Below are 22462 nucleotides of genomic sequence, written 5' to 3' on the forward strand. Positions count from 1 at the left end.
CGCGGCGGTTGCCGACCCCGACGCGTTCGCCGCGGCGACCGAGCCGGTCCGCGCGGGTTTCGGTAGTGGGGACTACCGAAACCACGCACGGGGCGGATGCTCCGAGAGCGATCACATCTTGCTGAGAGCGTCGGTCCCGCCGGCGAGCATCGCCGCGACGACACCGACCGCCGTCACCCCTGTCATCACCAGCGCGACGGCGGCGACCAGCGGATAGCCGCCGTTGGACCAGTACTCGAACAGGATCGTGCCCATCACCTGGGTCTGCGAGGCCCGCACCAGCAGCGACGCGGTGAACTCGTGGGTGAGCAGGACGAACAGCAGTGCCGCGGTTCCACCGAGGCTGCCGCGCATGAGCGGCAGCAGGACCTTCACGTTGGTGGCGACGAACCCGGCGCCGCTCACCCGGGAGGCCTCGAGGTAGGCGTCACCGAGTGCCAGCATCGACGACAGCTGCATCCGGGTCGCGAACGGCAGCATCAGCGTGACGTACACCAGGACGACCACCCACGGGGTGCCGTAGAGGACGATCGGTCCCTGCGTGTAGGTGAGCAGGAACGCCGCACCGAAGATCACCGCCGGCACACCGAGCGGAATCGACACGAGGACGTCCGCGATCACCCGCAGCACCGGGTAGTTGCGTCCCCGGACGATCAGGTTCGCCGCGACGAACCCGAGCGGCAGCACGATCGCCATGGCGATCAGCGAGAACATCACGCTGTTGCCGATCGCGGTGGGGACCGCGGACCCGGAGAAGATCGTGCGGAAGTTGTCGAACGTCAGCGCCGAGAAGCTGATGGTGCCGCTCCAGTACCGCGACAGGGCCACGAACACCAGCGCCAGGATCGGTAGCACCGTCGACAGCAGCGAGAACAACAGGATGATCGCCACCCCGGTCTTCGAGGGACGTCCCTGCGACCGGAAGGCCTTGCCGCCGTGGGTGACGAAGCGTCGTTGGTTGCCCAGCAGCGCCTTCTGCGCGAACACCACCACGATCCCGACGATCAGCAGCGGCGACCCGAGTGCGGCGGCGGTCGCGAACTGCGCCGGCGAGTCACTGATCTGGAAGTACATCTCCGTCGTCAGCACGCTCACACCGGTGTTGGTGCCCAGCAGCAGGGGTCCGGTGAACTGGCCCAGGCCCAGCAGCAGCGCCACGCCGGCGCCGTAGATCAGGGTCGGGCGCAGCAGCGGCAGCGTGATCTTGAAGAAGACCTTCCATTCCGGCATGCCGGACACCTGTGCCGCTTCGATCATCTCGGAGTTGATGTTCTCGAATCCGGACCGGACGAACATGTACACGAACGAACTCAGCGAGAACCCGGTGATGATCACGATCCACTGGATCGAGTAGATGTCGATCGGGCCTTCCTCCAGGTGCGACCACCACGGCAGATTCCGCAGCATCGCGTTGAGATAGCCCGGCCGGGGCGAGAGCAGGAACGCCCACCCGACGATCGCCGCGACCGCGGGAATCACGATCGGCAGGATGGGCAGGATCTCGAGCACCGCCAGCCGGCGCGGCAGGCGGTTCGCGCCCCACGCCAGCGCGGTGCCCAGCACCATCGCGATCGTCAGCGAACCGAGCGCGAGACCGACCGTGTTCCACAGAATTCCACCGAGCCGTTCGAGACCGAACGCGCGCTCGTATCCCGCGGCTCCGTCCTCGAACGCGGTCGACTGCAACCGCACCACCGGGACGACGACCAGATATGCCAGCAGCGCGACGAACGCCACGACACCCAGCCGACGCGCCACCGACCGGACGGCGTCGCTCTGCAATCCACCGGTGACACTCGGGCGCTGTTCGCCGAGGTCGTTGCCCGGCAAGGTCACCACAGCCATCGCCCTCACCCCGCCAGGGCGCCGACGAGCGCCTGCTGAGGCATCGCGAGCGCGTTGCCGTCGGTGTCGAAGGTGCGGCCGTCGATCGGTTCGAACGCAAGAACCATCGCCGCGCCCCGGGAGACGGTCCGCGGTGCCCGGGACGAGTCGTACGTCGGGATCCGGGCGTGCAACTGCCGCCGTGCCGAACCCTCGACCGCCACCGAACACATGACATCCAGATGCAGGCCACCGTATTCGACATCGTCGACGTGCACCGCGATCCCGGCCTCGCCGGATCGCAGATCCGCCGCATCGGCGACGAGGCGCACCTTCTCCGGCCGCAACCGGATCACGAACGAGCCCACCGACGCCGCCGCTCGCGGCTGCATGCCGTGGATCTCGGCGCCCAGTGCGTACCACCGGCCGTCGACGTACTCGCACGGCAGCCGGTTCGACATGCCGGTGAAGCCGGCGACGTATTCGTCGACGGGTTCCTCGAACACCTCCCGCGGGGGGCCGATCTGCACGATCTGCCCGGCGCGCATGATCGCCATGCGGGTGCCGAGGGCGAGCGCCTCGCTCTGGTCGTGGGTGACGAACACCGCGGTGAACGGCTTGCGCTGGTGCAGATCGTGCAGCTCGGCGCGGACCTGGTCGCGGAGCCGGGCGTCCAGGTTGCTCAGCGGCTCGTCGAACAGCACGAGGTCGGGGTGCGAGACGAGACCGCGAGCGAGCGCGACGCGCTGCTGCTGCCCACCGGAAAGTTCGGCGGGCAGCCGGTCGAGCAGGCGTTCGCAGTCGACGAGGGCCGCGGTCTCCTCGACCCGGCCGCTGTGGAGCGCGTCGGTGAGCTTGCGGGACTTGAGGGGGTACGCGATGTTCTTGCGGACGGTCATGTGGGGCCACAGGGCGTACGACTGGAACACCATGCCGATGAACCGCTTGTCGGGGGTCAGGTTCACTCCCCGCGCGCCGTCGAAGACGACCTGGTCACCGAGGGTGATCGAACCGCTCGCGGGTTGTTCGAGCCCGGCGAGGCATCGCAGCGTGGTGGTCTTGCCGCAGCCGGACGGGCCGAGCAGCACCAGGAATTCGCCGTCCTCGATCTCGAGGTCGAGGTGGTCGACGGCCACGGTCGGGGGCTTGCCGTCGAAGTTTTTCAGCAACTGGCGGATCGAGACATGGGACATCGTGGACTCACTTTCTGACCGGCAGGATTCAGGCCTCGGGGGCGAACAGGGCCGACGCCGGCTCGCGGAGACGGTCGGGGTTCGGGGCGTCGTCGGAGCGGGCGCTGTCGGTCGCGAGCAGATACAACCGTTGCGCGTGATCGTCCGCGCTTCCCCACAGCACGCTCGAGCCCAGGGCCCGGCGGTAGTAGAGGTGGGCGGTGTGTTCCCAGGTGAAGCCGATGCCACCGTGTACCTGGACGTTGGTGGCGGTCGCGAGATCCGCAGCGTCCCCGCAGGCGAGTGCGGCGATGGCGGCCGCTTCGGCGAGATCGCGATCGGTACCCTCCTCGACAGCCCAGATCGCGTGCGCCACAGCGGAATCGGCGAGTTCGACGGCGACGGCCACTTCGGCGAGCATGTGCTTGATGGCCTGGAACTCGCCGATGACACGGCCGAACTGGACGCGTTCCTTCGCGTAGGCGACCGCCGCGTCGAGGCACGCGCGGGCGACTCCGAGGCTGTCGCACGCCAACGCCACGAGAGCCTGATCGCGCACGCGGCCGGGTTCGGGGCGGTCGGTGAGCAGGGTCGCGGGGACGTCCTCGGCGTGGACTCGCGCCAGACCTCGGGTGGCGTCGGTCGTCTGCATCGGCTCCACCGTCAGATGGGTACGGTCGACCGCGTACAAGCCCAGGGATCCGTACCTGTCGACAGCGTGGACCAGGACCGTGTCCGCCGCAACTGCGTCGAGCACGAACTCCGCTCGGCCCGTGAGGGTCACGCCCTCGCCGCCGTCGACGGCACGGAAGGTGCCGTCACCGGGCGTGTCGAGATCGTCCCCGGGGACCACGGTGGCGACGATCCTCGTTCCCGAGGCGATCTCCTCGAGAAGGTCGCGGGCGAGGGGGTGCTCTGCGCAGCGCGCGAGCGCGGTGGCGGCGATGACGCTGCCGAGGACCGGGACGCGGGTCAGTTCCGCGCCGAGGGTTTCGAGGACGGCCGCCACGGTGGCGTAGGAGGTTCCGAGTCCGCCGTGAGTTTCCGGGACGGCGAGGGCACCGACTCCGATCTCGCGGCCGAGCACGGACCACAGGTCGTGGTCGAGGGGACCGTCGCGGTAGACCCGCTCGGACCGTCCGTCGGCCGGGTCGGCTCTGCCGACGGCGGCCCGGATGGTGTCGACGAGGAGCGCCGTGTCCTCTGCGCCGACCGCGCTCGAGAGAATCATGCTGTCGCCTTTCCTGGGGGTGCCGGAGCCGGTTGGACTGCTGCCGGCGTCGGGGATCTGCTCAGTCCGAGGACGGGAGGGGGCGGGCCTGTTTTTCGGCGAGCACCGCGTCGCCGATCGCCAGGGGGCCGGCGCCGGGCCGTACGCACAGCACCTCGACTCCCCCGCCCTCGTATCGCTTTCCGATGAGCAGTCCCGGAGTCGTCGCCGCCGGGGCGGCCGGTGCCGCGTCGGCGGACATCGGCTCTCCCCCGCACAGCAGGGGGCCGGCCACGTTGTCGTCCACACGGACGATCACGACTTCCGCGCCGCACACGGGGCTCTTGAGACGTTCTCCGACCTTCATGTTTCATTCCTCTCGTGTCCGGGACCGGTTCGGTCACCGGAGGCTCGCCGGGGGTGCCGGGATCGGCGCCCCCGGCGGCCGGGGGTTGTTACTGACTGGAACCGAACAGCCGCGCGAACTCGGCCCGGAAGGCCTCGGTGTCGTCGGCGGTGACGATCCGGCTGTTGACCCAGATGTCGTCCGCGGACGTCGCGGCCGTGGAGATGCCGGGCAGCACGGAGCCGGCGCGGTCGGCGACGGCCTCCTGTCCCGCCTTGGTCACCAGGAAGTTCGCGAACAGCTGTGCGGCGTTGGGATGGGGCGCGTTCGCCAAGACTCCGGTGAGGAAGGGAGCACCGAAGACCGGTGAGGGCAGACCGGAATCGACGGGCGCGCCGGCTTCTTTTTCCGCGGTGAGCGGCATGGTGTAGACGGCTGCGGCGATTTCACCGGAGGTCAGCGCCTGGGCCATCGCCTGGGCGCCCGGGTAGGTGCGGGGCTTCTGGCCCGCGAGCTTCTCGACGAAGTCGGGAGACACCGTGTCGCCCAGGAAGTCGTAGAAGTCCACGACCGCGGACGACACCGGAAGCATCACGCCGATCTTCCCGTCCGCGAGCGAGGGATCGAGCAGCCCCTCGTATCCGTCGATGCCGTCCGGGACCCGGCTGGTGTTCCAGCCGTAGGTGAGAACCGCAGCCGACGAGAGGAAGATCCGGTCGTCGTCGCGCAGGAACTTCTCGCGGTCGAACTCGGCGGCGCCGAAGGCCGGGCCGGTGACCGGGACGAAGTACCCCTCGGCCAGGCGCGTGTCCACCCAGGGCCGGGAGGCGGTTGCGATGACGTCGGCCGTATGACGACCGGTTTCCGCTTCCGCCGCGAGCTTGGTCTGGAGGTTGGCGTCGTTGTCGCGCACGATCTCGACCTCGATGCCGTACGCCGACTCGAATCGGGAAGCGAGTTCCTGGAGGTTGTCCGTCGGCTGGCCGGTGAAGTAGGTGACCGAGCCCTCCTGCTCGGCAGCCTCGACGAGCTCCGCCCAGGCGCTGTCTCCGGCGGGGCCGAGATCGTCGGCGGAGACCTCGGTCGTGGCACCGGATCCACACCCAGCGACAGCGAAAGTCACTGCGGCGATACCCATTCCGGCGATCGAGCGACGAAGCGACGCGAATCTCATGGCAGACCTTTCGGGGAGGTTTTGAAAGAGTCGAGCGACGTGCGCCGGGGACGCACGGGGTCGAACGGTGGGTCGCGGAGGGTGCTCAGCTTCCGGAGGTGGCACGGCCGTGGACGCGACTGCGCGCCTCACGCCAGGTCAGGCCGCGGTCCGCACGAGCCTCCGCGGGGAGTCCCAGAAGCCGCTCGGCGACGATGTTGCGCTGGATCTGATCCGAGCCGCCGGCGATGCTGTAGCCGGGGGCGCCGAGAACGTGCGCATTCCATTCGTAGGTACCGGGGATACCGGTGTCGGCGATCAGGTTGCGGCCCAACACCGTTCGGGCTGCAGCGGAGACCGCGGCAAGCTTGTCGACCCACTGGATCTTGCGGACCGATCCGATCGCCGAGGGAGCGGCTCCGCCGTCGCGCGCCTGACGGTCGCGCAGCAGATCCACCGCGGCCAGCTGCTGACGCAGATACACCCGGGCCAGCTGCTCCCGCACGCGCGGGTCCTCGTCACGGCCGAGCCGCCGGGCCGTGGCGACGAGCTGGGAGAACTGTCCGCCGACGTTCGCGGTGTTCGAACCGCCCTCGCGCTCGAAGGCGAGCGTGGTCAGGGCGACGGACCATCCCTTTCCCACCTCTCCGAGACGCAGGGAGTCGGGGATGCGGACCCGATCGAGGAACACCTCGTTGAAGCTGCTGCCTCCGGACATCTGCCGGATCGGGCGGATCTCGACGCCAGGGGCGTCGAGGGGCACGAGGAATGCGGTCATGCCCTGGTGCTTGGGCTGATCGGGATCGGTGCGGGCGATGAGTTCACCCCATTCGGCGAACTGTGCTCCGGACGTCCAGACCTTCTGCCCCGAGACGATCCAGTCGTCACCGTCCCGCACCGCGCGAGTTCCCAGATTCGCGAGGTCGGAGCCGGCATCGGGCTCGGAGAACAGTTGGCAGGCAAGAAGCTCACCGCGAAGCATCCGCGGCAGGAACCGCTGCTTCTGCTCGTCGGTACCGAGGAGCCTGATGGTGGGGGCGATGAGGTGCAGGGTGACCGAGACGAGCTCGTGCGGCGGGAGCGGGCACAATTCGTTCTCGATCCGCGCGAAGGCTTCGGCGATCTCGGTTCCGGCTTCCGCGCCGCCGTACTCGCTCGGCCATCCGAGCGCTCCGTAGCCGGCGTCGAACTTCTCGCGCTGCCAGGTGCGGTGGCGGTCGAGGAGCGCTCGCTCCTCGTCTTCGCCGAGATCGTGGAAGACCGAGACGTCGTACTCGTCCTCGCGGACGGTGAACGCCAGTCGGGCCAGGGTGTCGGTCACCCAGGTGCGGGCACGGGTCTCGAATTCCGAGGGGGACATGAATACTCCACTGGCTGAGGCTGTCCGGGGGACGGGACAGTCGGGCTTCTGGTCGGTCCGCGGCCGGTGGCAGAAACTATCCGCTCGGCATCCATTGGGAACATACGCATATTAACGGAGATTTGGATCACAGTCCAGCAGTACGGGAGACGCGTGTCACCCCGCGACCGCCGGCCCGGCGCGGACCGCCGGTGCCGGCCCCGCACGTCGCGCGCGGGGGCCGGCACCTGGGACTCGAGGACGTCAGTCCAGGTTGTAGAGGGCCGCGGCGTTGTCGTGGAGGATCTTGCGCGCGTCTTCCTCCGACAGGTGCGCGAAGTTGCGCCGGAGGTAGTCGTCCGGGCGAATGGCATCGCTCGCCGGTCCCGGGGACATGGACGTGGGGTGGGGGTAGTCGGTCTCGTAGAGCACGTTGTCGGCGCCGAGCTGTTCGATCGCGCTGCGTGCGGAATCCTGCTCGAACCAGAAGCAGCCGAAGATCTGCCGCTTGAAGTATTCGCTGGGCAGCAGTTCGTAGTTCGGGTGCTCCTTGTGCACGCCGCTGTTCCGCCACTGCCAGTCCATGCCCTCGAGCGCGAACGGCATCCAGCCGATACCCGATTCGACCGAGACGAACTTCAGATCCGGGAAGCGGTCGCAGATGCCGCCGAAGATGAGCTGGGAGATCGTCCGGGCGTTGTCCATGAAGAACGAGATGCCCATCATGCCGTAGTTGGCCGCCACGCCGTTGCTCTCGTGCCCGAAGCCGCTCAGATCGACCTCACCGGAGGCGATGTGGAAGTTGATCGGCAGCTTCTTCTCCTGCGCCGACGCCCACAGCCGGTCCCAGTACGGGTCGGTCAGCATCGGCAGTCCGAAGGCGGCCGGGTTCTGGGTGAACACCAGGCCCTTGTGACCGGCGGCCGCGACACGCTCGACCTCGGCGAGGGTGGCCTCCATGTCCCAGAAGGGCAGGATGCCCACCGGAACGTAGCGGCCCGGCGCGAACTGCGCCCATTCGGTCAGGTAGTCGTTGTAGGCGCGGACACACTCGAGCTGCAGTTCGTTGGAACCGTTGGACTGCAGCGTCTTCTGGCTGAAGACCGCGACGTTCGGGTACAGGATCTGAGCGTGGATGCCGTAGTCGTCCATGAGCGCCAGGCGCTTGCCCGGATCCCACGAGCGCGGATCGGTGTCGACGAAGCGCGGAGGGCAGCTCGGCGGGTACTCGTGCCAGCCGGCCATCGCCGGGGCGCCGACGGCGCTCATACGGGTTCCGGAGACGAACCACGCCTCGTCGCCGCGCGCCTCGTCCCACCGCACGTGGGGAACGAGATCGCCCCACTTCTTCGACATCCGGGACGTCCACAGGTCCGGCGGCTCGACGACATGGGTGTCGGTGTCGATGATCTTGATATCTCGAAGGTCGTACACGAGAACTCCTCTTGTGGAGATAGGGAAGGGAAACTGTCGGTGCGCAGGTGCGCGGGAGGCGGCGACCTCGGGTCGCAGCCGGAAGGCTCCGTCGGATCGGGCCGGAATCTCTGTCCGGTCGGGCGGAGAGGCTCTACTTGATCGCGCCGGCGATCTTGAGTTCGACGATGCGGTCCCAGTCCAGACCGTGTTCGAGCAGCACCTCGTCGGTGTGTTCTCCGTGATGAGGGGCTCGCGTCAGCGTCGGGGCCTGCCCGCCGAAGGAGGTCGGTGCCGTCACCATGTCCAGGGTCCGCCCGTCCTCGTACTCGACGGTGCGGACGAAGCCGTTGGCCAGGGCCTGCGGATCCGACAGCACGTCGATCGGCTTGCGGAAGACGTCCCACTGGCCTTCCTGCTTGCCGAGGATGTCGGTCCACTCGGCGAGGGTGCGCTGTTCGAAGACCTCGGTCAGGATCGCCGTGCACTCACGGGAATTGCGCGCGCGGTCCTCGAAGGTCGCGAAGCGCGGATCGTCGATCAGGTGGGACAGGCCGATCGCCTCGCACAGGCCGGGCCAGAACTTCTGGCTCTGCAGCAGCGCGAGATGGATGTAGCGACCGTCGCTGGTCCGGTAGATGTTCGAGACGGGGTTGACCGGGTTGTGGCGGTCGGGATACGGCAACTCGTCGGCGCCGACCATCTGGCAGCCCGCGATCGTCGCCTGCATCGCCCACGCACCGACGGAGAACAGCGAGGTATCCACGACGATGCCCTCACCGGTGCGTTCACGGTGGAGGAGGCCGGCCGCGATCCCACCGGCCAGGGCCATGCCGCTCTGGGAGTCGCCGAAGGCGGGTCCCGGCATGTTGGCAGGCCAGTCCAGGTCGTCCGGAGCGATGGACCCGGCGGCCCCCGAGCGTGCCCAGTAGGTGATGCCGTCGAAGCCGCCCTTGTCGCTGTCCGGGCCGGCCACGCCCTGGGCGGTGCCCCGCGCGTACACGATCCGGGGATTGCGGGCGAAGATGTCGTCGACGTCGATGCCGAGTTTGGCGCGCGCATCGGGCAGGAAGTTGGTCATGAAGACGTCGGCGGATTCGACGAGCTTCATGAGGACCTCGCGGCCCTCCGGGTGGGCGATATCCAGTGCGACGGCACGCTTTCCGCGGTTGTTGATCTCGAACAGGCTCGCGAGGCCGTCGACGTGGGCGGGGACACCCCAGGCCGCGGTGGACCGGGTGGGGTCACCGAAATCCGAGTGCTCGACCTTGACGACGTCGGCTCCCCAGTCGGAGAGGATCGCGGCCGCCGAGGGGACGAACGCGTACAGCGCCACCTCTACGACCTTGATCCCGTTCATCACCGTGGTCATCGAGTGTTCTCCTTCGTCGTCTCGCGGCCGCGAACGGCCGCGCGCAGGATGGGAAGTCAGCGCCGAACGACTCCGCGAGAGGCGGTCCGGAATTCGGCGGATGCTCGGACGTGAGCTGAAAACACCGTAACTATAGCAATGTTTTGTGCGTTGTACATCACAATTTTCGGGAGGCCGTGAGGCGACGCCGCGCGGGATGGGTCAGTAGAGCGACTCACCCCCATCCACCACGAGGTTCGTGCCGGTGACGAACGCCGAATCCGGACTCGCGAGATACAGCGCGGCAGCGGCCATGTCCGCCGGGGTTCCCGCCCTGCCCATCGGCACGGTCGCGGCCCGCTCGTCGAACAGGTTGTTGCGGTCCTGGGCCAGTGGGGTCGCCGTGATACCGGGCGACAGCGCGTTCACGCGCACCCCGGTGGGCGCGAGCTCGTAGGCCGCGAGGCGGACCAGCTGGTTGAGTCCCGCCTTCGAGGTGCCGTAGGGAACGAGCGAGGGACGCGCACCGAGCGCCCGGATCGAGGAGACGACGATGATGGACCGGTTTTCGTCCGTGCGCTCGACCATCGATCGCGCCGCCGCCTGCACGCAGAGGAACGTCCCCGTGAGATTCAGGTCGATGCAGTCCTGCCATTGCTGCGGTGTGAGTTCGAGGAAGGGCACCACGCTCCCGCTGCCGGCATTGGCGACGAGTACGTTGAGCGGCCCGTTCCGGTCCTGGGCGGTTTCGAACATCGCGGCGATCGAATCCGCGTCGCTGATGTCCGCGACGACGCCCGAGACCCGGGCCGTGTCCTCGCACCGCGTCTGCAGTCTCCCGACCGCCGCGTCGAGCACCTCCGGCCGGCGTGCCGCGAGGGAAACCGTCGCGCCCGCTTCGAGCAGACGTTCGGCGATCCCGTAGCCGATTCCTTCGCTGCCCCCGGTAACCAGGACATGCTGACCGGCGAGAGTCCTTGCGCCCGTATTCGTTGCGGAAATGTCGCGTGTAGGTGTGTTCTGAGTCATAGAAAGTGGTATAGCATTAACCAACCGAAACATACATATATTTGGGGGTAGCCTTGATCGCGGAACTCTCTCCCTATACTCGGCCGCACGCTCACCCCCGCCCGGACGAGTGCGGGTCCCTGCAGACGACGAGGACACCATGACTCGCAACTTCACAAGTTCGCAGTCGGATACCGCCGCGCGACGACGCGCGGTAGCCATGACTCGCAACGAAAAGGTCTCGCGCACCGTGGCACGCATGGTCGCCAGGGAGATCGCAGACCGGCAGCTGGCTCCCGGTTCACCCCTCGAGGCCGAATCCGAGATGGCGCGGCGCTTCGGCGTCGGCCGTGCGTCCGTTCGCGAGGGGCTGCGCCTGCTCGAGGCGCAGGGCCTGGTGACGGTACGGCAGGGACTCGGCGGCGGACCGATCGTCTCCGAACCCACGGGGAGCGAATTCGGCGACACCCTGTCGATGTATCTGCAGGCGAAAGGCGTTCGATTCCGTGAGGTCGCCGAGGCGGCACTGGAGATGGAAGGCCTCGCGGCCGCGATGCTCGCCGATCGCGTCGCAGCGGGCGAGGACGTCGATCTCGACGCACTGGCCGGCAAACACATCGTGCCGGAGATGTCCGACGACGAAGTCATCGACACCGCAGTCGGATTCCACCAGACACTGCGGGAGATGTCCGGAAACTACATCCTCACCCTCACCGGGTCGGCGCTCGCGCACATCTACACCTTCCGCATGCTCGAAGCGCACCCCGATGTCTGGGACGACGAGGAGCGCGAAGGCTTCGAAGGACCCCACAAGGCGATCCACAACGCCATCGCCGCCGGCGAGTCCGAACTTGCCCGCCGTCTCGCACGCGAGCACATGCGCGAGGTGATCGACAATCTCTCCGCTCTGAACCCCCGGATGCTGAACGAACGCGTGGATTGGCGCTGACTGTCCCACCTTTCGGTCTCGACCTGCATCCCGGGCACCCACCCGTGACCTGAACATCGACCACCGGCGATCCGGCGCGCCCGCACGGCCGCCGGATCGTCGCCGCAGGTCGTCGTACCGAACCGGAGATCAGCTTGCCGTCGAATCCTGTTCCCGATCCGAAACGTCCACGCGGGCGCACCGCACTCCCCCGCGCGGGCTGGGCGGTCGCCTTCGCCACGGTCGGGGTGTTCATGGGCATCGGGGTCGTGAGCCCGATCCTTCCGTCCGTCTCCAGCGAACTCGGCGGGTCGCCGGCCCAGGTGTCCCTGCTGTTCACCAGCTACATGGCGGTGATGGGCCTGGCGATGGTGGTCACCGGATGGATCTCGAGCCGGATAGGGGCACGTACCACCCTGCTGATCGGCCTGTCGCTCATCGCACTTGCCGCGGTGGGATCGAGCGCATCGTGGGCCCTCGGGCAGATCATCGGGTTCCGCGCCGGATGGGGGCTCGGCAACGCACTGTTCGTCGCGACGGCCCTGGCCGCGATCGTGGCGACGATGCCCGGACACCATTCACGCGCGATCACCTGCTACGAAGCCGCAGTGGGCGCCGGGATCGCCACCGGCCCGCTGCTCGGTGGCATCCTGGGGCAGATCTCCTGGCGCGCCGCGTTTCTCGGCTCCGCCTCCCTGATGGCTCTGTCCTTCGTCGTTCTGGCGGTGGTTCTTCCTCGCACGCCGGGAGCATCCGAACCGACCGCGATCACCGCACCCTTTCGCGCCCTCGCCCATCGGGGGCTGTTCTCGGTCGCCGCGGTGTCGCTGCTCTACCATCTCGGACTCTTCGCGTTGTTCTCCTACGGACCGTTCGTGCTGGGATTCTCGCCCGTTCGAACAGGTTTCATCTTCTCCGGCTGGGGCGTGTGCCTGGTGTTCGCGTCCGTCGTGGCCGCACCCCGCCTGAGAGTATCGGTGGGCGCTGTACCGACCGTCGCGGCCGCTCTCGTCCTGTTCGCGACGACTCTCGCGATCGTCGCCGTCTTCACGGACAACCGCGCGGTCGTGACGACCTGCATCATCGTCTCCGGCCTGTTCGTCGGACTGCTCAATGCGCTCGTGACCGAGATCGGGATGCAGGTGTCCACCGTGGACGGAGCCACCGCGGCGGCGAGCTACAGTTTCGTCCGCTTCGGCGGCGGCGCCTGCGCGCCGTGGCTTGCCGGGTGGCTCGGCGAGGTCACCAACCCGCACGTGCCGTTCGCGGCGGCCGCGGGCGCCACCGCACTCGGACTGGGCGCCCTTGCATTCGGCCGACGAAGCCTGTCCGAGCTACCCCGACGCGGAGCTCCCGGTCCGCGGCGCCACGACCCGCAGACCCCCACGGAGGGCGGGCCGATCGCGCCTGCCGCCGCCCCTTCCACGAGCAGGGGGTGACGTAGACCACTGGACGCGCTATGCTTCCTAACACCACAAATATAGTCATGTTTTCGGGCGCTCGTCTGCCGCCCGGACGGCAGCTACCCCTCCCGGCATCGAAAGGCCCCGTCATGAGCGAAGTTTCCCTCGGATCCGGTTCCGTCGTCGTGACCGGCGGAACCGGTGGTCTCGGCACCGCGGTCACCGAACGTCTCCTCGCGACCGGCTCGCGGGTCGTCGTCCCCTGGTACGACGAGGCCGAAGCGAGTCGGCTGACGCCACACCCCGATCTCGTCCTCGTCAAGGCCGATCTGTCCGACGAGAACGACGTCGAGCGGGTCGTCGGCCTCGCCACCGCGGACGAATCCCGGCCGTTGACCGGACTGGTCAACCTCGTCGGAGGCTTCCACTCGGGGAGCCGCGTCCACGAGACACCCGTCGACGTGCTCGACGCTCAGCTCTCCCTCAACCTGCGGATCGCCTACCTCGTCACCCAAGCGGCACTGCCCGAACTCATCCGGCGCGGCGGCGGTTCGGTCGTGTGCATCGGTTCGGCAGCCGCGACACACCCGTTCCCGGGCGCCGCCGGCTATATCGCCTCGAAAGCCGCTGTCGCAGCGCTGGTGCAGAGCATGGCGGTCGAGTACGCTCCCGACTCGATCCGTGTCAACGGCCTGGTGCCGTCCATGATCGACACCCCTGCCAACCGACAGGCCATGCCGAACGCCGACACCTCCTCGTGGGCCCGCCCGGCCGACATCGCCGAGGTCATCGCGTTCCTGCTGAGCGACTCCGCCCGGTCGGTGACCGGCGCACTGATCCCCGTCACCGGGACCACCGCCGGTCATTGATCGCACACCCCGTGGACGCAGGAGGACCCCGCAGCCGAAGCCGCGGGGTCCTCCTGCGTTCGGTTCACCGAAGGCCCGACGCGGCCCTCACGCCGAGCCGGTCCGCGAGGGCCGCCAGGTTTGCACGTCGCTCCGCGACGGTCGCGCCCTTCCAGCCCGCGTCCGCCCACACGACGAGGTCGTCGAGTCCGTGTTCCCGATACCGTTCGAGATCGGCCGCGGTGGTCTCCTCGGTCACCTCGACCCGCACGTAGCACGGGAACTCCGTGTTCCCGCCCGTCTCCAGGCGGTGCCGGCGCAGGACGCCCACCAACTCCACGGCCTCCTCGAAAGTGGGTGTGCCCGAGGAGATCCAGGCGTCACCGAGACGAGCTGCACGAGCAAGCGCGCGGGGCCCGTTGCCCCCGTAGACGACCGGCACGGCCACGGGTCGAGGATGCAGCCGGACCTCGTCGAACCGATAGAAGGTGCCCTCGTGGGAGAACGACTCGCCGCCCCACGCCTTGCGCAGGATCTCCACGCATTCGTCGGTGCGGGAGAACCGCCCGGCGAAGGGCACGTCGAGCGCGGCGAACTCCTCTTCGAGCCATCCGGCGCCGACACCGAACAGCAGCCTCCCGCAGCTGAGTTCCTGAACGGTGATCGTGCTGCGCGCGGTGTGCAGGGGATGACGCAGCGCGGTGACATACACGGCCGTGCCGAGCCTCAAGCGTTCGGTGACCGCCGCGATCGCCGCGTGCAGGGCGAGCGGATCGGTGAGTTCGGTCGTGTCGTCGACGATCGGCCCCGAGTGATGCTGGCGGGTCCCCGCCGACGGGTGCTCGCTCGCGTACGCGGCCGGGTGCAGCACGTGCTCCCCCAGCCACAGCGCGTCGAACCCCAGTTCGTCGGCGGCGCGGGCCAGCTCGAGCGCGTCGTGGGGGGTGGTTCCGTAGGTGCACAGTCCGAGCGTGGACACGGTCTCTCCTCGAGGTCGGGTGACGGCGACATTCGTGTGGTGGCGGCGTTCGTAGAACGCCGAAGGGGCACGTCCGATGGCACGAGGCGGCCGGACGTGCCCCTTCGAGGCGGACTCCCGGTCAGGCCGGGAGCAGCCCGAGCGCCCGGCGCGCGAGCGGCGCGACGAGCTCCCCGCGCTGTCCCATCCGCGGATCGGTGGTCTCCCCGCGCACGAACCGCGCGTAGAGCTGCTGCAGGATGACCACGGTCTTCCAGCAGCCGAAGGCCTCGTACCAGTCGATGCGCGAGAGGTCGAGCTCGCTGCCCGAGGCGTACCGCTCGACGATCTCCGCCCGCGACGGCAGATCGAGGGCGTGCATCCCGGGAACGACGATGAAAGCCGCGTCCGACTCGGGAGCCACGGTCCGGTCCGGCCAGTAGTTGAGCAGGGTGCCCAGGTCCACCAGCACGTCACCGGTGGTGGCCATGTCCCAGTCGAACACCGACTTCACCCGATCGGGGTTCTCGTGCGGGAACTGGCAGTTGTCGACCTTGTAATCGTTGTGCACGATCCCGGCCCGCTGACTCGCCGGAATATCGGCCCGGATACGACGGCCGACCTCCTCGACGAGTTCGGCGACCTCGCGTCCGGGCGCGTACTCGGCAACCGCGTCCCACCGGGCCGACCAGCCGGCGACCTGCCGTTCCAGATATCCCTCCGGCCGGCCGAGATCGGCGAGATCACACGACGCCGGGTCGACCGCGTGCAGATCGGCGAGCGCATCGACCACGGCGAAACCGATCCGCCTTCCGGCATCGGCGTGCTGCGCCATCGAGTCCGGGATCTCGTCCCAGACCACGACTCCTTCGCGGTACTCGGAGACGAAGAACTCGGCCCCCACGACGGAGGTGTCCGCGCAGTGCAGCAGCGCGCGCGGAGCCCGGTCGTATGCGCGGTACAGGCGGGAGAGCACCCGATGCTCACGCGCCATGTCGTGTGCGCCGCGCGCGATCTTCCCGAAGGGCGGTCGCCGCACGACCAGAGGCCGGTCTCCGAAGGACACCCGGTAGGTCAGATTCGCCGAGCCGCGCGGGAACTGCAGCACGGAGAACTCCCCGTCGAGTCCGTCGACGTGGGACCGCAGGTACGTCTCGAGCGCGTCCCAGTCGAGTTCCTCACCGGGACGGACGGGGGCGACCTCGACGCGCGGCTCCTCCGCGACACCGGTCATCACTGCACCCCCAAGGCGGGCAGCCCGAACTTGGCCTCCGCTGCGGCGTCCTGGGCGAGCAGGTGGGCCGTGGGGAACAGTCCCTCGGCCGGCGTCGCCGTCTTCAGCAGCTGCTTGGCGATCTGCTGCTTGTGCAGTTCGGTCGCGCCGTCCGCCAGGCCCATGTGGTAGCTCTCGAGCAGCCACTTGCCGAACGGCATCTCGGTGGAGATGCCGAGCGAGCCGTGCAGCTGGATCGCGCGGGAGACGACGTTGTTGAGGACCTTCGGCATCACCATCTTCACGGCGGAGATGTCTGCGATGACCTTCTTGTAGTCGTCGAGCCGATCGATCTTCCACGCGGTGCGCAGCACGAGGAGACGGAACTGCTCGAGGTCGACCCACGACTCGGCGATCATGTCCTGCACCATCTGCATGTCCGCGAGCGAGCGGCCGCGGGTCTGCCGCGACACGGCGCGTTCGAGCATCATCTCCAGCGACGCCTTGACCAGGCCGACGGTGCGCATCGCGTGGTGGATGCGACCGCCGCCGAGCCGGGTCTGGGCGACGGCGAAGCCCTCGCCCTCCTCCCCGAGCAGGTGGTCGGCGGGGACACGCACGTCGGTGTAGCGGATGTAGGCGTGGGTGCCCTCGGATTCCTGGTGGCCCCACACGCTGACGTTCCGGACGATCTCGATGCCCGGCGTGTCCATGGGGACGACGAACATCGACGCCCGCTTGGTGCGGGGGGCGTCGGGGTCGGTCACGGCCATCACGATGAGGAACGACGAGAACCGAGCGTGCGAGGAGAACCACTTCTCGCCGTTGATGACGTAGTGGTCGCCGTCGCGGACGGCGCGGGTGACGAAGCTCGTCGGGTCCGAGCCGCCCTGGGGTTCGGTCATCGAGTAGCAGGAGACGATGTCGCCGTCGATGAGCGGCTGCAGATAACGCTCCTTCAGTTCCGGTGTGCCGTAGTGCGCGAGGATCTCCGCGTTCCCGGAGTCGGGCGCCTGGCACCCGAACACGACCGGGCCGCTGTGGGTGGCGCCGAGGATCTCGTTGAGCAGCGCGAGCTTGAGCTGGCCGTAGCCGGGACCGCCGAGCTTGGGGCCGAGGTGGCACGCCCACAATCCCTGCTCGCGCACGATCTGCTGCAGCGGCTTGATGAGCTTGTTGCGCGTCGGGTCGGTCACGTCCCACGCGTGTTCGATGACGCGGTCGACGGGCGCGACCTCCTCGTCGACGAACTTCTGAACCCAGTCCAGCTTCGCCTGGAACTCGGGGTCGGTTTCGAAATCCCATGCCATGTCGATCGTCTCCTGCCGTTGTCGTGAAGATTCGGGGGTGGTCAGCGCGTGAGGACGGTGCACGCACTGATGCCGGGGGCGCCGTAGACGTGGGTGAACCCGACCTTCGGATCACCCGGCACCTGCCGGTCTCCGGCGGCGCCGCGCAGCTGCACGACGTTCTCGTACACCTGGCGCAGGCCGGTGGCACCGATCGGTTCGCCGTTGGCGAGGCAGCCCCCGTCGGTGTTGACGGGAATCGCCCCGCCGATCTCGGTGGCGCCGGACCGGATGAGGGTCGCCTGCTCGCCGTGCTTGCACAGGCCGGTCTCGGCGAGGTGCATGATCTCGGCGCCGGCCTCGGTGTCCTGGATCTGCGCGACGTCGACGTCGCTCGGGTCGATCCCGGCGGCCTCGAACGCCGCCCGGGAGGCGGTCACCGTCGGCCCGTCGGCCCGTTCGGGTGAGGTCCACGGGCTGAACACCTCGAACGAGCCGAACAGCCGGGACCGCAGTTCGGCGGCCTCGAGGAAGACCGGGGTGTCGGTGTAGCGGGGGGCCTGGTCGGCGCGCGCGAGCACGAGCGCGACCCCGCCCTCTGCCGGGGAGCAGAACATGTACTGGGTGAGCGGGTCGTTGACCATCGTGGCGCCGGCGATCTCCTCCTCGGTCAGAGGGGTGCGGCGCCACGCGTGCGGGGCGAGCGAGCCGTTACGGAACGCCTTGGCTGCCACCGTGGCCAGCAGCGATTTCGGCAGTCCGTGTTCGACGAGGTACCGCTGGATCTTCATGGCGAAGAACTGGGTGGTGACCATCATCCCGGACTCGCCGTACCAGCGGCCCAGCCCGTTGTCCTCGGGGCGTGGGTTGAACGCGCCGCGGGGATGCTTGTCGAACCCGACGACGAGACCGAGATCGGCCTCGCCGGACCGGATCCGGCTGACCGCCGAGGTCAGCGCGCTGCCGCCGGTGGCGCATCCGTTGGAGACGTTGACGAAGGGCAGTCCGGTCAGGCCCAGGGTGGACACGAGGGTATCGGCGTTGCCGGCGGAATCGCTGCCGCCGTAGGCGAACTGGATGTCCTTGAACTCGACTCCGGCGTCGGCCATCGCCTGCCGGGCCGCGTAGGCGCCCTGTTCCAGGCCGCTCACGCCCTCGGTGCGGCCGAACCTGTGGATGCCGATACCGACGATCGCGACCTTCATGCCGTCTCCTCCTTGCTCGGTGCGAATGCGAAGGTGACGACCTCGGTGCCGTCGTCGTCGACGTGGTTGACGATGCTGCACAACCGCATCGGCATCCCGATCTCCAGTGACTTCGGGTCGTTCACGGTGAGGCGGGACTCGACGATCACGTCACCGAGGTCGATGTAGCCGACTCCGAAGGGGGTGAACGGTTCGGTGTGCAGGAACGGCTTCTTCGGGGCGAAGGACTGCACGGTGTAGGACCAGAGCACCCCCTCGGTGGGCAGTGCCTCGGGGTTCATCTCCGCGGCGCCGCAGCGGGGGCAGCTGTGCTGGATCGGGAAGGTGACGGTCGCGCAGCGGGCGCAGCGGGCACCGCGCAGCGCGCTGCTCGGGTCGTCGTCCGCGAACAGGACCGGGTCGATCGGTCGGGTGGGTGCCGTGGTCATTCGTCCTCCTCGGTTCCGGCGCTCGCGCGCTCGGTGTCGATCTCCCAGACGGGCAGGACCACGGGGTTTCCGGCGGCATCCTCCCCGAGGTCCTCGAAGGTGCAGCGGACGGGGGTGCCGGCGGTGACCTCGGCACGACCGGGCAGGTTGCCGATCAGCCGCACGCCGGCCTCCTCGCCGTCGAGGTCGACGACGATCACGGTGTACGGCACCGGGAACAGCGGATGGACCTGATGTTCGACGACGGTGTGGCTGTACACGGTGCCGGTCTGCGGCGCCGGCGTCCACGCCACGTTCGTGCTGCCGCAGTGCACGCAGCGCGGGCGCGGCAGGTGGATGCGCCGGCCGCAGTCCTCGCAGGTGAGGATCTCGATACGGCGCTGGGCGGCGGCGGAGAAGAAGCCGGCGCTGCCCCGTTCGGTGACGAGGGGGCGGAGCCGGGCGGTGGTAGCCGCGCTCGCGGCTGCTGCGGCGCTCATGCCGCCACCAGGATCAGCGCGGATGCCGCCGGCGGCGGAGCCGAGGTGACCAGGGAGACCTGTGCACCCTCGACCTGACTCGTGGAGGTGCCGCGGATCTGCCGCACCCCTTCGACGACGTGGTTCATTCCGTGGATGTATCCCTCGGACATGTGTCCTCCACTGGTGTTGATCGGTATCGCTCCGCCGAGATCGATCTGGCCCTCGGCGAGGAAGTCGCCGGTGTCGCCGCGCTTGCAGAACCCGTAGTCCTCGAGCTGGATGAGGGCGGTGATCGAATAGCAGTCGTAGATCTGGGCGACGTCGACGTCCGCCGGTCCGAGACCGGCCCGGCTGTAGAGCGTCTCCTGGCATTCCCGCGACGGCAGCGCGGTGATGTCCTCGCGCATGAGCGTCGGGTACATCAGGCCCGGCTGCGGATGACGGCAGGTCGACATCGCGACCGACCGGATGAGCGCCGGAGCCTGCCGCAGGTCCTTCGCGCGTTCGGCGGTGGTGACGACGACCGCTGCGGCACCGTCGGTTTCGAGACAGTAGTCGAACAGCCGCAGCGGCGACGACAGCATGCGCGAGTCGAAGTAGTCGTCGAGCGTCATCGTCCGGTCGTACATCTGCGCGGCCGGATTCGCATTGGCACGCTTGCGGGTCACCAGGGCGATCTGCGCCAGTTGCTCGGAGGTCAGACCGGTCTGCGTCATGTAGCGCTGGGCCACCAGCGCGAAGTACTGGCCCGAGGACAACAGCCCGTAGGGACCGAAGAACTCCTCGAAGGTCTCGTTGCCGCCCACCTCGGGGGTGACGACCGGAGAGAGACCGAAGCGGCGGCCGGAGCGGCCGTTGAGCGAGCGGAAGACCACGACGGTGGTCGCCTGACCACTCATGATCGCGGCGACGGCCTGGGCGACCATCGCGGCCGGGCCGGAGCCGCCGGGGCCCGCTTCGCCCCAGTAGGTCAGGTGCGGGACGCCGAGGCCGTCGGCGAGGGCCGCGCACGAGACCAGGTCCATGTCGTTGCGGACGACGCCGTCGACGTCGGCGGGGGTCAGTCCGGCGTCCTCGAGGGCCGCCGCGGCGGCCTCGACGGCGAGCGCCGTGACGGAGACACCGGAGTCCTTCGAGAACGCGGTGGTTCCGATTCCTGCGATGGCGCAGGCATCTCTGCGCCAGGTCGGGTCGGTGGGCATGTGTGAGTCACCTCTGTGTCGTGCCCGCTGCGGGCGGGCGGGGAGTCAGTTCGCGGTCAATCCGCCGTCGGCGGCGATCGCGGCGCCGGTCACGAAGGAGGCGTCGTCGGACAGGAGGAAGGCCACCACGGACGCCATCTCGGCCGGTTCCGCCGAGCGCCCGAGCGCGGTGTTCTCCACCACCCGGCTGCGGGTCGGTTCCGGTTCGGGGCCCTGCAGCGCCCGGGAGTTCACGCGCAGGCCCGTGGTCACGAGGCCGGGGCACAGGCAGTTCGCGCGGATGTTCCGGTCCGCGTAGCCCATGGCAACCGACCGGGTGAGCTGCAGGACACCGCCCTTGGACGCGTCGTACCCGGGGGTGTTCAGGTTGGTCGCCACCAAGGATGCGACCGAGCCGACGGTGACGATCGAACCGCCGCCGGCCTCGAGCAGGTGCGGCAGGGTGGCACGCAGCGGCAGGAAGGTACCGGTGAGGTTGACCCGCAGGATGCGTTCCCAGTGGGCGAGTTCCATCTCGTGGAGCATCGCCGTCCCGTTGACCCCCGCGCAGGTCACCACACCGTCGAGACCTCCGAACTCGGCGACCGCCGCAGCCACGGCCTCCTCGACGGAGGCTTCGTCGCCGACGTCGCACCGCAGCCCCAGCGTCTGCGCGCCGGTCTCCGCAACCGCGTCGGACACCGACTCGGCGGCCTCACCACGAGCATCGGTCACCGCGACCGCTGCGCCCTCGGCGGCGAGTCGCTTCGCGACGGCCTCGCCGATGCCGCTGCCGCCACCGGTGAGGAAGATCCGGCGTCCTTCCAGCCTGCGCGGCACCCGGGCGGTCTCGGGCCGGGTTTCGTTGTCCAGAGCCGTCACAGTCGTACCCCCGCATCGACCGGCAGTGCCACGCCGGTGATGAAACGTGCTTCGTCCGAGGCGAGGAACAACACGGCGTTGCTCATGTCCTCGGGCGCGACCCAGCCGATTCCCATGGGGTTGCGGTCCTTCGAACGCTCCCACAGGTCATCGGGCCCGGGGTTCTCGAGATCGGGCCCGAAGATCCGGAAGGTCGCGTCGTTGTGCAGCATCGGGGTCTCGACGGCGCTGGGGTTGACCGTGTTGACGCGGATCCCGTGCGGTCCGAGTTCGGTGGCGAGGGTCCGCATCAGACCGACGACGCCGCTCTTGGAGGCGTTGTAGTGCCCGATGTTGGCCGAGCCGAGCATCGCCTGGATGGAGCTGGTGATAACGATGGAGCCGCCCCGGCCGCCGCGGATCATCTCGGGGACGACCGCCCGGACGGTGTGGAACACGCCGGTGAGGTTGACGTCGAGCATGTCCTGCCATTCGGCGTCGCTCAGCTCCCAGGTGGGCCGGAAGCCGACGATGCCCGCGTTGGCGCACACGATGTCGATGTACCCGAAGGTCCCGATCGCGTCGGCCACCGCCGCGTCGAGCTGCGACTGGTCCCGGACGTCGGCAACGCGGGACAGCACCTTCCGGCCGGTCGCGGCGACCAGCGCCTCGGTCTCCTTCAGGTCGTCCTCGGTGGCGAGGGGGTACGGCACCGAGCCGATCGGCGCGCACACGTCGAGGAGGACGACGTCCGCCCCTTCCTCGGCGAGACGCAGGGCGTGCGAGCGGCCCTGGCCGCGCGCCGCGCCGGTGATCAGCGCGACTTTTCCTTCAACTCTTCCCATGAGGGTGACTCCTTCTCCGGCGGTCC

At 68.8% G+C, this 22462-nt stretch carries 21 protein-coding genes; 3 read left to right on the forward strand and 18 right to left on the reverse strand.

Annotated elements, in window-relative coordinates:
• Positions 1 to 111: 111 nt before the first annotated feature.
• The 9 genes from ACWDUD_RS29020 to ACWDUD_RS29060 form a co-directional block, all read right to left on the reverse strand.
• Positions 112 to 1845 (reverse strand): ABC transporter permease, encoded by a 1734-nt coding sequence (locus ACWDUD_RS29020; RefSeq protein WP_450111580.1) that lies wholly within the window; start codon positions 1843 to 1845, stop codon positions 112 to 114.
• Positions 1846 to 1850: 5 nt separating this feature from the next.
• Positions 1851 to 3017 (reverse strand): ABC transporter ATP-binding protein, encoded by a 1167-nt coding sequence (locus tag ACWDUD_RS29025; protein ID WP_450111581.1) that lies wholly within the window; start codon positions 3015 to 3017, stop codon positions 1851 to 1853.
• A 28-nt stretch (positions 3018 to 3045) separates the two neighbouring features.
• On the reverse strand, positions 3046 to 4227 hold the full coding sequence (locus tag ACWDUD_RS29030) for an acyl-CoA dehydrogenase family protein (RefSeq protein ID WP_197252271.1): 1182 nt from the start codon (positions 4225 to 4227) through the stop codon (positions 3046 to 3048).
• Positions 4228 to 4288: 61 nt separating this feature from the next.
• A complete protein-coding gene (locus ACWDUD_RS29035) occupies positions 4289 to 4573 on the reverse strand; it encodes a hypothetical protein (RefSeq protein ID WP_197252270.1) in 285 nt (94 codons plus the stop codon).
• Between the two features lie 88 nt (positions 4574 to 4661).
• A complete protein-coding gene (locus ACWDUD_RS29040; RefSeq protein WP_450111582.1) occupies positions 4662 to 5726 on the reverse strand; it encodes an ABC transporter substrate-binding protein in 1065 nt (354 codons plus the stop codon).
• Positions 5727 to 5811: 85 nt separating this feature from the next.
• A complete protein-coding gene (locus ACWDUD_RS29045; protein ID WP_450111583.1) occupies positions 5812 to 7065 on the reverse strand; it encodes an acyl-CoA dehydrogenase family protein in 1254 nt (417 codons plus the stop codon).
• Positions 7066 to 7308: 243 nt separating this feature from the next.
• Positions 7309 to 8478 (reverse strand): amidohydrolase family protein, encoded by a 1170-nt coding sequence (locus ACWDUD_RS29050; RefSeq protein ID WP_197252267.1) that lies wholly within the window; start codon positions 8476 to 8478, stop codon positions 7309 to 7311.
• Positions 8479 to 8611: 133 nt separating this feature from the next.
• The gene (locus ACWDUD_RS29055) at positions 8612 to 9829 is read right to left on the reverse strand and encodes a CaiB/BaiF CoA transferase family protein (RefSeq protein WP_197252266.1); all 1218 of its coding nucleotides are present in this window, start codon (positions 9827 to 9829) and stop codon (positions 8612 to 8614) included.
• Between the two features lie 201 nt (positions 9830 to 10030).
• A complete protein-coding gene (locus ACWDUD_RS29060; RefSeq protein WP_197252265.1) occupies positions 10031 to 10837 on the reverse strand; it encodes an SDR family NAD(P)-dependent oxidoreductase in 807 nt (268 codons plus the stop codon).
• A 199-nt stretch (positions 10838 to 11036) separates the two neighbouring features.
• Between ACWDUD_RS29060 and ACWDUD_RS29065 the strand changes: the two genes are divergently transcribed.
• The 3 genes from ACWDUD_RS29065 to ACWDUD_RS29075 all read left to right on the forward strand — a co-directional run bounded on the left by ACWDUD_RS29065 (position 11037) and on the right by ACWDUD_RS29075 (position 14016).
• The gene (locus ACWDUD_RS29065) at positions 11037 to 11765 is read left to right on the forward strand and encodes a FadR/GntR family transcriptional regulator (RefSeq protein ID WP_231610541.1); all 729 of its coding nucleotides are present in this window, start codon (positions 11037 to 11039) and stop codon (positions 11763 to 11765) included.
• Positions 11766 to 11899: 134 nt separating this feature from the next.
• On the forward strand, positions 11900 to 13183 hold the full coding sequence (locus ACWDUD_RS29070; RefSeq protein ID WP_450111584.1) for an MFS transporter: 1284 nt from the start codon (positions 11900 to 11902) through the stop codon (positions 13181 to 13183).
• A gap of 113 nt (positions 13184 to 13296) precedes the next feature.
• Positions 13297 to 14016, forward strand: coding sequence for an SDR family NAD(P)-dependent oxidoreductase (locus ACWDUD_RS29075; RefSeq protein ID WP_450111585.1), 720 nt, complete (start codon positions 13297 to 13299; stop codon positions 14014 to 14016).
• Positions 14017 to 14080: 64 nt separating this feature from the next.
• Here the strand turns inward: ACWDUD_RS29075 and ACWDUD_RS29080 are convergent, their stop codons facing one another.
• The 9 genes from ACWDUD_RS29080 to ACWDUD_RS29120 form a co-directional block, all read right to left on the reverse strand.
• Positions 14081 to 14974: a TIGR03619 family F420-dependent LLM class oxidoreductase gene (locus ACWDUD_RS29080; RefSeq protein WP_450111586.1), complete on the reverse strand. Its 894-nt coding sequence runs from the start codon at positions 14972 to 14974 to the stop codon at positions 14081 to 14083.
• A 121-nt stretch (positions 14975 to 15095) separates the two neighbouring features.
• Positions 15096 to 16187, reverse strand: coding sequence for a phosphotransferase family protein (locus ACWDUD_RS29085; protein WP_450111587.1), 1092 nt, complete (start codon positions 16185 to 16187; stop codon positions 15096 to 15098).
• Positions 16187 to 17476, reverse strand: coding sequence for an acyl-CoA dehydrogenase family protein (locus tag ACWDUD_RS29090; RefSeq protein WP_450111588.1), 1290 nt, complete (start codon positions 17474 to 17476; stop codon positions 16187 to 16189). Before ACWDUD_RS29090 ends, ACWDUD_RS29085 begins: the two co-directional genes overlap by 1 nt.
• A 41-nt stretch (positions 17477 to 17517) precedes the next feature.
• Positions 17518 to 18660 (reverse strand): thiolase family protein, encoded by a 1143-nt coding sequence (locus ACWDUD_RS29095; RefSeq protein ID WP_450111589.1) that lies wholly within the window; start codon positions 18658 to 18660, stop codon positions 17518 to 17520.
• Positions 18657 to 19088, reverse strand: coding sequence for a Zn-ribbon domain-containing OB-fold protein (locus ACWDUD_RS29100; protein ID WP_450111590.1), 432 nt, complete (start codon positions 19086 to 19088; stop codon positions 18657 to 18659). The genes ACWDUD_RS29095 and ACWDUD_RS29100 overlap by 4 nt, the downstream gene beginning before the upstream one ends.
• Positions 19085 to 19567: a Zn-ribbon domain-containing OB-fold protein gene (locus tag ACWDUD_RS29105; RefSeq protein WP_450111591.1), complete on the reverse strand. Its 483-nt coding sequence runs from the start codon at positions 19565 to 19567 to the stop codon at positions 19085 to 19087. Before ACWDUD_RS29105 ends, ACWDUD_RS29100 begins: the two co-directional genes overlap by 4 nt.
• On the reverse strand, positions 19564 to 20751 hold the full coding sequence (locus ACWDUD_RS29110; protein ID WP_197252255.1) for a thiolase C-terminal domain-containing protein: 1188 nt from the start codon (positions 20749 to 20751) through the stop codon (positions 19564 to 19566). The genes ACWDUD_RS29105 and ACWDUD_RS29110 overlap by 4 nt, the downstream gene beginning before the upstream one ends.
• A 45-nt stretch (positions 20752 to 20796) precedes the next feature.
• Positions 20797 to 21612 carry an SDR family NAD(P)-dependent oxidoreductase gene (locus ACWDUD_RS29115; RefSeq protein ID WP_450111592.1) on the reverse strand — a complete coding sequence of 272 codons (816 nt, stop codon included), beginning with the start codon at positions 21610 to 21612 and terminating at the stop codon, positions 20797 to 20799.
• Positions 21609 to 22436, reverse strand: coding sequence for a mycofactocin-coupled SDR family oxidoreductase (locus tag ACWDUD_RS29120; RefSeq protein ID WP_450111593.1), 828 nt, complete (start codon positions 22434 to 22436; stop codon positions 21609 to 21611). The genes ACWDUD_RS29115 and ACWDUD_RS29120 overlap by 4 nt, the downstream gene beginning before the upstream one ends.
• Positions 22437 to 22462 lie beyond the last annotated feature (26 nt).

The sequence above is a fragment of the Rhodococcus sp. NPDC003382 genome, assembly GCF_053589135.1.